Below are 6,758 nucleotides of genomic sequence, written 5' to 3'. Positions count from 1 at the left end.
CTGGCGGGGGGCGGGCGGCGGTGGGGGGGGGGGCTTCCGGCCCGGGGCGGGTCCTGCCGGTCGCGGTGGGCCGGCCCGGGGCGCCGTCCCGCGGGCTCCCCGCGGGTCTGCTGTCGTGAGTCCGGCGCCCGCCCGCGCTGCGGGGCGTGTGAGGGGCGGGCGCCGGACCGGTACGGGAGGGCGGTGCGGGTCGGGCCGGCGGTGCTACTTGATGCCGGCGGCGTCGCAGGCCGCCTTGTACTCGGCGGTGCAGATGTCGGCCGCCTTGTAGACCTCGTCGGCGATGATCGTGGAGGCGATGTTGTCCTTGGTCACGATCTGCGCGTCGTACAGCTTGGCCGGGATGTCCTTGAACTCTCCGGTCAGGCTGGTGACCTTGGTCGGGACCAGGTCGTCGATCTTCTCGCCCTTGAGGAGCTTCACCGCGATCTCGGCGGTGGTCTCGGCCTCCGGCTTGATCTGCTTGTAGATGGTGAAGGACTGCTCGCCGGCCAGGATGCGCTGAAGGCCCGCCAGCTCGGCGTCCTGGCCGCCGACCGGGACCTTGACGCCCTGCTTCTTCAGGGCGGTGATGATGCCGCCGGCCATGCCGTCGTTGGCGGAGTAGACGCCCTGGAAGCCGCTCTTGCCGAGCGAGTCCAGCGCGGCGCCCATCTTCTTGTTGGCCTCGTCCGGGGACCAGTCCGGGATGTCCTGCTCGTAGACGACCTTCTTGACCTGCTTGTCCAGGACGCTGTGCGCGCCGGCCTTGAACAGCGGGGCGTTCGGGTCGGTCGGCGAACCGTTGATCATGACGACGTTGGCGTCCTTGGCCTTCGCGCCGAGCGCGGTGACCAGGGCCTCGCCCTGGAGGCGGCCGATCTTCTCGTTGTCGTAGGAGACGTAGGCGGAGATCGGGCCCTCGGCCAGGCGGTCGTAGGCGACGACCTTCACGCCCTGCTTCTCGGCCTGCTGCACCCAGGACTTGGTGGCCTTGTAGTCCACCGAGTCCAGGATGATCACCTTGACGCCCTGGGTGACCAGGGAGTCGAACTGCTTCTTCTGGGTCTCGGTGTCCTGCGCGGCGTTGTTGTACTTGACCTCGCAGTCCCCGCACAGCGCCTTGATCTTGCCCTCGATGATCGGGCGGTCGAAGGTCTCGTAGCGGGTGGTCTTGTTCTCGGGCAGCAGCAGACCGATGGTCTTGCCGTCGCCGCCGCCGTCACCGCCGGCGCTGTCGCCGTCGCCGGCCTTGCCGCAGGCGGCCAGGGACACGGCCATGGAGACGGCGGCCGTGCCTATGACGACGCGTCGCGTCATTGCGTTCATTGGGGTTGCCTCCCTGACGAGGCCGCGACGTTGCGGCCGAGGTGGCTGGAAGTCAACTCGGCCGTCAGCACGACGTCAAGGAGTAAATTGACAACGAGATGACAACGGTGCCATCCGTTATCTAAGTGAACGCGGGCGTCTTGGCGGGCGGGGTGGTGCCCAGAAGGGTCGAATCGCCCATCTCGCTCAGTACGAGAGCCAGCGCGCCCAGCACCTCGGCGCGGCCGCCGAGGGCTCCGGGGGCCACCGAGAGCTGCCGGGCGGCGCTGGGGATGGCGTACCGCGAGACGGACTCCCGGATCGGGCCCAGGACCAGCTCGCCGGCCTCCGCGAGGTCGCCGCCGAGCACCACCCGGCTGGGGTTGAGCAGGTTGCAGAGGTTGGCGACGCCGGAGCCGATGTGCCGGCCGACGTCCCCGATGACCCGCCGGCAGCCGGGGTCGCCCTCGCGGGCCAGTTGCACCACGCGCTCCATGGTCAGCTCGGTGCCGTGGCTGGACTGGAGCAGCGGCAGCACGTACCGGGCGGCGGTGAACGTCTCCAGGCAGCCGCGGTTGCCGCAGCGGCAGACCGGTCCCGACTCGTCCAGGGTGATGTGGCCGATCTCCCCGGCGGTGCCGCCCGGGCCGCGGTAGATCTGCCCGTCGATGACCAGCCCGGCCCCCACCCCGCTGGCGACCTTGATGTACGCGAGGTCGCGCACGCCCCGGCCGCCGCCCCAGACCAGCTCGCCGAGCGCGCCGAGGTTGGCGTCGTTGTCGACGTACACCGGCACGCCGAGCCGGCGGTGCAGCTCGCGGCTGGGGTTGATGCCGCTCCAGCCCGGCAGGATGGAGGTGGAGCCGAGCGTGCCGGAGGAGACGTCGATGGGCCCGGGCACGCCCAGGCCGACGCCGACGACCTTCCCCGGGCTGATCCCGGTGGTCTCGATCAGCCGCTTGACCAGCATCTCGGCCCGGTCGAAGCCCTCGGCGGAGGAGGCGTCCACGTCCAGCGGCTCGGCCTCCTCGGCCAGCACTTGGTGGGCGAGGTTGCCCACCGCGACCCGCAGGTGGGTGTGGCCGAAGTCGACGCCGATGACCACGCCGGCGTCGCCGCTGAGGGAGACGCTGCGGGCCCGGCGGCCGCCCGCCGAGGTGGGCGTGACCTCGACCGTCCCGCCGTCCTTCAGCTCCCGGACGATGTTGGATACCGTGGCCGCGGACAGGCCGGTGGTCCGGGCGATCTCCGCCTGGGTGAGGGAGCCGGCCATGCGCACGGCGCGCACCACCCGCTCCAGGTTGGCCCGATGCAGGGACGTCTGCGACCCCGGAGTCTCCATCGACTCACTCACTCCTGCCGTTCTCTCCAACATGTGAACTCTAAGCTCAGCGTTTCGTGTTGGCCCCCGTCAAGCCCTTGAGGGTCACGAAGCGCCGAAGAGACCCCGGGAGCGGAGCAAGTCGGCAAACCGCGCATTCTTCATTTGTCGACCATACGTGGGGGGCGGCGGCGGCCGGGGGCCTTGGCGCCCCGGGCCGCGGTCGCTACTTCAGCGCCCCCGCCGTCAGCCCGGAGACCACCTGGCGCTGGAAGACGATGTACGCCCCGAGGACCGGCAGCATCGCCATCACCAGGCCGGCGAAGAGGCCGGACCAGTCGCCCTTGTAGCCCTGGCTGGTGGCCAGCTCCACCAGGCCCTGGGAGAGGACCTTGGTCTCCGGCTCGGTGTTGAGCACGGTGGGCAGCATGTACTGGTTCCACTGGCCCAGGAAGTTGAAGATGCCGACGCTGATCAGTCCGGGCCGGGCCATCGGCAGCATGACCTGGAAGAACGTGCGGGAGTGCGAGGCCCCGTCGATCAGCGCGGCCTCCGCCACCGAGCTGGGCAGGGTGCGGAAGAAGGCGGTGAGGAAGAAGACGGTGAAGGGCAGCGAGTAGGCGATGTAGACCAGGATCAGCCCGTGCAGGGTGTTGAGCAGGGACAGGTTGCTCATCACGTAGAACAGCGGGACCAGCGCCAGCATGATCGGGAAGCTGTTGCCGCCGAGGAACAGGTAGTAGACGAACCGGTTGCCCGGGAACTCGAAGCGGGCCAGGACGTACGCCGCCATCGAGCCGAGCACCAGGGTGCCGACGAGCGAGCCGCCCACCACGATGATCGTGTTCAGGAAGTAGTCGCTCATATGGGCCTGGTTCCAGGCCCGGCCCCAGTTCTCCAGGTGCAGCCCGTCGGGCAGCGACCAGGGCGAGGAGAGGATGGCGTCGTCGGTCTTGAACGAGGTCATCACCGCCCACAGCAGCGGCAGCACGACCATGATCGCCCAGATGACCAGCACGCCGTGCGAGAAGACGTTGAGGGCGGCGCCCTCTCCGCCGGGCTGCCGGCCGGAGCGGCCCGCGCCGGCGTGCGCGGCCTGGTCAGGGCCGCGGTCGCCGCCCTGCCGGACGGCGGGAGGCGGGGTCTCGGTGGTCTTCATCAGAACTCCAGCCGCTCGCGCCGGCCCAGCCGCATCACGATGGCGGCGAACGCCAGGGTGACCACGAGGAGGGCGACGCCGATGGTCGTCGCGTACGCCGCCTGCCCGTCCCGGAACGCCGCCTGGTAGACGTACAGCGGGAGGACGGTGGTCGAGTAGTCGGGCCCGCCGGGCCCCACGGTCATGATCTGCACGACGGCGAAGGACTCCGCGCCCAGCGCCAGGATGCCCATGTACACCCAGCCGGACTGCACGGTGTCCCACAACAGCGGCAGGGTGACCCGGAAGAAGGTGGTGAAGCGGGTCGCGCCGTCCAGCAGCGCGGCCTCGTAGATCTCCCGGGGGATGGAGGCCATGCCGGCCGAGAAGAGGACCACGAAGAAACCGACCGTGGACCACACCAGCACCATCATCACCACGATCAGCGCCAGGTCCGGGTCGCCCAGCCAGTCCGGCTGGATCGATCCCAGGCCGACCGCCTCCAGCGTCGCGTTGATCATCCCGTCGTCCGGGTTGAAGGCGAACTGGAAGAGCAGGGCGACGATCGCGATGGAGAGCACCTGCGGGAAGAAGTAGGCGATCTTGTAGAAGGCGGAGCCCCGCACTCCGGCGACGACGGCGTTCCGCCGCCGCCCGCCCACGTTGATCATGAAGGCGAAGAAGAGCGCGAGGCCGAGCGTCACCAGCGGCAGCACCAGGACCAGCACCAGGCTGTGCTGGAGCGACTTCCAGAAGACCGGGTCGTCCAGCATCCGGGTGTAGTTGCCCGCCCCGATCATCCCGAACTCGGGACTGAGCCCGGTCCAGTCGGTGAACGAGTAGTAGATCGACTGGACGAACGGCCAGACGACGAAGAGGAGGTACAGCCCGAGCGGGAGTGCCAGGAAGCCCGTGATGAACCGGTACTTGCCGTGCTGCATGGTCTACCGACCCCGTTCTGTCAGCGAACTGCGCCGGCCCCCTGGGGGAAGCCGCTGGTGACGACGGATCACTGGTGCTTGTAGTGCTTGATGTTGGGGTCCTTGGCGGCGGCGTCCGCGTAGCCCTGGATCTTGGCGATGGTCTCCGCCGGGGTGGCCCGGCCGGCCATCATCTCGCCGAGGCCCGCCACGCCGATCTGCTCCTTCTGGAGCTTGACGTACCAGTCCTGCAACCGCGGGTTGACCACGTTCTCACCGGCCTTGTCCAGCGCGTCCACGCCGGCCTGGAGCGCGGAGGAGAGGGTCAGCCCGTCGGTGCCGCCGTTGAACGCGGTGAGCGACTTGACCTGCTCGGTGAAGTTCCGCGAGGACGCCTCGCTGAGCATGATCCGGAGCTGCTCCATGCCGCCCTCGGGGTTCTTCGCCTTGGCCGGGACGATGAACGGCTCGCCGCCGGAGGCCCAGATGGTGCCGAACGGCAGCTTGTCCGAGGAGTCCAGCGACGAGGGCGCCGCCACCGCCATCTCGAAGTCCTTCGGCGTGGTGGGCGCGGCCTCGTTCTCCACCCAGGAGCCGTTGGGGATGAACAGCGCCTTGCCCTTGGTCCAGGCGGTCTGCGCCTGGATGTGGGTCATGCCCGGGGTGCCCTTGAGCACGTAGCCCTTGCGGAACAGCTCGTAGTACGCCTCGAAGGCGGCCTTGACGGCCGGGTGCTTCCAGGCGTTGGGCTCCAGGTTGTCGATGGCGTCCAGGACCTCGCGGCCGCCGATCTTGCCGATGAACGGGTAGAGCGAGAACGGCAGGTAGTACGGGTACTTGCCCGGGTACGTCCAGCCGGCGATGCCCTGCTTCTTGGCCTTGGCGCACAGCGCGAGCATGTCGTCCCAGGTCTCCGGGTACGCCGAGTCGAGCTTCTCCAGGGCGGTCTTGGAGTACCAGACGCCGTAGACCGTGTACGCGTAGTACATGATCCACACCGGGTCGCCGTCGAACTGGCCCATCTCCAGCACGCCCGGGCGCAGGGTGTCGCGGACCTTCTTGGCCGGGTCGTCCAGCGAGGGGGCGTCCATCAGCGGGGTGAGGTCGGCGAGCTGCTTCTTGCCGACCAGGACGCCCATGTCCATCTGCTCGGCGCCGGAGTTGTCGATGAGGTCCGGCGGGGTGCCGCCGTTGAACTTCGGCTGGAGCGTGGTCTGGATCTTCTGGGTGGCCGAGTGCTTGACCTTGGGGGCCTTGGGATACTTCTCGTTGTACTTCTTCTCGGCGTCGACGGCGTACTGCTGGCCGAAGCCGCCGTCGAAGATGACGACTTCGAGCGCGGCCGACTCGTTGACGCCGAGCGGGTTGTCCTTGGTGACCTTGCCCTTGTCGACCTTGTCGGTGTCGCCGCCGGTGCCGCTGGCACAGGAGGAGAGGAAGCCGACGCCGGGGACGGTGACCAGGCCGATCGCCGCGGACCGCTTGATCAGGTCGCGCCGGCCGAGACCGTTTCCGGAGGCTCCGGGGGTGGGCTGTGCGGAGGTGGTTCCCATGCTCAAGTCCTCGCCTTCTCCAGGGACTGAAGGCGGTGGACCGGTCACCCGTCTCGTTCGCCCTGAGGGCGAAGGGCCCCGCCACCGCGGTCGTTTGCTGGGTCGTGCAGGTGCTGGGTGGTGCGCGCGCCGGCGACGGCGGTGGGAAGCCTGTGCGTCGGCCCCCATCTCCCCGGACGCGCACAGGTATAGTCCACTCTTCGCAGGCGGAGCAAGATCGAGAGCGGCTTCGGCCTCCAGTCTTTCCCGAGTTGAGACCTGGCGGAACCACCGGGCGGCCATCTGGCGTCCGAGCTGCGGAAATCGGCCGGACCACGTCCGTACGCCCCGCCAACACCCTTGACACCGCCTGGCACTTGACCCCCTACTGGTGTCCGCGCCCGCTCGCTGACAACGTTGTCCAACGCGCCCGGCAGGAGGCACCCCTCGGATGCGCACACGGCCCGGACCCCCCACCCGCGGCAGACGCCGCCCCCTCGCCCGCGCGGCCGCCCTGGTGGCGGCCGCTTCGCTGCTCGCCACCGCCGCCCCCTCGGCCG

5 protein-coding genes are annotated in these 6,758 nt (G+C 69.4%); all 5 read right to left on the bottom strand.

Annotated features, from left to right (window positions below; translation table 11 throughout):
• Positions 1 to 204: 204 nt before the first annotated feature.
• The 5 genes from C6N75_RS22110 to ngcE all read right to left on the bottom strand — a co-directional run bounded on the left by C6N75_RS22110 (position 205) and on the right by ngcE (position 6,219).
• Complete coding sequence (locus C6N75_RS22110) at positions 205 to 1,308, bottom strand: sugar ABC transporter substrate-binding protein (protein WP_407703257.1); 1,104 nt, start codon at positions 1,306 to 1,308, stop codon at positions 205 to 207.
• A gap of 121 nt (positions 1,309 to 1,429) precedes the next feature.
• Positions 1,430 to 2,629: an ROK family transcriptional regulator gene (locus C6N75_RS22105; protein WP_105870648.1), complete on the bottom strand. Its 1,200-nt coding sequence runs from the start codon at positions 2,627 to 2,629 to the stop codon at positions 1,430 to 1,432.
• A 205-nt stretch (positions 2,630 to 2,834) separates the two neighbouring features.
• Positions 2,835 to 3,767, bottom strand: coding sequence for a carbohydrate ABC transporter permease (locus C6N75_RS22100; RefSeq protein ID WP_105870647.1), 933 nt, complete (start codon positions 3,765 to 3,767; stop codon positions 2,835 to 2,837).
• Entirely contained in the window at positions 3,767 to 4,687 is a 921-nt protein-coding gene (locus tag C6N75_RS22095; RefSeq protein ID WP_105870646.1) for a carbohydrate ABC transporter permease, read from the bottom strand. Before C6N75_RS22095 ends, C6N75_RS22100 begins: the two co-directional genes overlap by 1 nt.
• 68 nt (positions 4,688 to 4,755) lie before the next feature.
• The gene (ngcE, locus tag C6N75_RS22090) at positions 4,756 to 6,219 is read right to left on the bottom strand and encodes an N-acetylglucosamine/diacetylchitobiose ABC transporter substrate-binding protein (protein ID WP_105870645.1); all 1,464 of its coding nucleotides are present in this window, start codon (positions 6,217 to 6,219) and stop codon (positions 4,756 to 4,758) included.
• Positions 6,220 to 6,758 lie beyond the last annotated feature (539 nt).

It is taken from the genome of Streptomyces solincola, from assembly GCF_002982015.1.
Taxonomy (GTDB): Bacteria; Actinomycetota; Actinomycetes; order Streptomycetales; family Streptomycetaceae; genus Streptomyces; species Streptomyces solincola.
Note: the sequence above shows the minus strand (reverse complement) of the source record. Positions and strands in the feature narration are given on the sequence as shown.

What these genes read in the sequence shown, in the direction of transcription:
- ngcE (WP_105870645.1), bottom strand. Translation starts at nt 6,219, where the DNA reads ATGGGAACCACCTCCGCACAGCCCACCCCCGGAGCCTCCGGAAACGGT.
- C6N75_RS22105 (WP_105870648.1), bottom strand. Translation starts at nt 2,629, where the DNA reads ATGGAGACTCCGGGGTCGCAGACGTCCCTGCATCGGGCCAACCTGGAG.
- C6N75_RS22110 (WP_407703257.1), bottom strand. Translation starts at nt 1,308, where the DNA reads ATGAACGCAATGACGCGACGCGTCGTCATAGGCACGGCCGCCGTCTCC.
- C6N75_RS22095 (WP_105870646.1), bottom strand. Translation starts at nt 4,687, where the DNA reads ATGCAGCACGGCAAGTACCGGTTCATCACGGGCTTCCTGGCACTCCCG.
- C6N75_RS22100 (WP_105870647.1), bottom strand. Translation starts at nt 3,767, where the DNA reads ATGAAGACCACCGAGACCCCGCCTCCCGCCGTCCGGCAGGGCGGCGAC.